General features: G+C 42.9%; 3 protein-coding genes. All 3 read right to left on the bottom strand.

Annotated elements, in window-relative coordinates; genetic code table 11:
• Nucleotides 1–161 precede the first annotated feature (161 nt).
• Complete coding sequence (locus ACYVRA_RS06670; RefSeq protein ID WP_461251965.1) at nt 162–353, bottom strand: hypothetical protein; 192 nt, start codon at nt 351–353, stop codon at nt 162–164.
• A 118-nt stretch (nt 354–471) separates the two neighbouring features.
• The gene (locus ACYVRA_RS06665) at nt 472–678 is read right to left on the bottom strand and encodes a hypothetical protein (protein ID WP_461251964.1); all 207 of its coding nucleotides are present in this window, start codon (nt 676–678) and stop codon (nt 472–474) included.
• Entirely contained in the window at nt 668–916 is a 249-nt protein-coding gene (locus tag ACYVRA_RS06660; protein ID WP_461251963.1) for a hypothetical protein, read from the bottom strand. The genes ACYVRA_RS06665 and ACYVRA_RS06660 overlap by 11 nt, the downstream gene beginning before the upstream one ends.
• Nucleotides 917–1,106 lie beyond the last annotated feature (190 nt).

Below are 1,106 nucleotides of genomic sequence, written 5' to 3'. Positions count from 1 at the left end.
GATAATTTTTATTCAGACTGAATTGCTAAAAAAGCCTACGGCTTTTTTAGCTTAGGAGTTTTGCCAAAGAGAAATATAAAGTTTTTTTTACTATGGTAAGACACAATCCTTTAAATGATGTCTTGTGTTTGGCAAAACTCCATTTTATGCCTTTATTTGTTTTATGGATAAAATTCTTCATCGGCGCATAAGCGCAATTCTTCAACAAAATAACTGGTTAATATTCCTCGAATGTCGCTGATGACTTTTATATTCCATTGCAGTTTTTTTGTTGTCGGGGCTAGTGATACGATCATGTCGTTAATCACGTTATCAACAAAATCTTGTCGATTGATTTTTTCTTTTTCTGTCATTGCTATAACTCCTTTAAGGAAATTACCCCCGCGCATGGCGGGGGTTTTAATACTATACTGGGGTTGCGGGGCTGTCTTTGTAAACCCTATGAAGATAGGCGATGTATGAATAGGCGTTTTATAACGTGGGGAATATGCGTGATTGTTTTAACGCTGAATTTTCAAATAACGGTAATGGCGTTAATGCCGATTTAGTCGTAAATACGGAAGTGCTTGCCAATTGCGGCTTTCCGTGAATAAAAATGAATTCCGCATACGCCCGATAATGAATTGAACCGCGCCCCCGGCGCGAGCCGGGGGAACTGCGGCGGTTTTTATGCCGCATTTATAACTACCTCCTTTTTTTCTAATGGCTGTTGGTTAAAACCGCATACGGCGTATTTTGTTTTGTCCTTACATTCTGGACAAACAACCGATGATGAAAAAGCCGAAGATAATTCATTGATGATGATGTCAATGGCTTTTGGCATGGACACGTTAAGCGCCCAAGCGAGGCGGCGGACTGTTACGCACGCCATTTCGGAAAACTGCGGCGAATAAAACCGCTTTTTTTCGTTGTACATAGTACAACCTCCTATAATTGTAGTAGCCCCCGATAGCTAGGCACGGGGGGCATGAAGGGTGGCAAAAACCCGAAACCGCCGCCTTTAACAAAAACCCAACGAAGGCAGGCGGGGTATTTTGTATTGGTGGTGTGGGCTGTAGCGCCCTTCGCCACCGCACAGGGCGCGCTCACACCACCAAGGAAAACAA

The organism is Treponema sp. R8-4-B8 (assembly GCF_054786175.1).
The sequence above is the reverse complement of the archived record's forward strand: the minus strand, read 5'-3'. Positions and strand labels throughout refer to the sequence as shown.

Bases quoted from the DNA above. Each gene is read 5' to 3' on its own strand.
- ACYVRA_RS06670 (WP_461251965.1), bottom strand. From the start codon at position 353: ATGACAGAAAAAGAAAAAATCAATCGACAAGATTTTGTTGATAACGTG.
- ACYVRA_RS06665 (WP_461251964.1), bottom strand. From the start codon at position 678: ATGCGGCATAAAAACCGCCGCAGTTCCCCCGGCTCGCGCCGGGGGCGC.
- ACYVRA_RS06660 (WP_461251963.1), bottom strand. From the start codon at position 916: ATGTACAACGAAAAAAAGCGGTTTTATTCGCCGCAGTTTTCCGAAATG.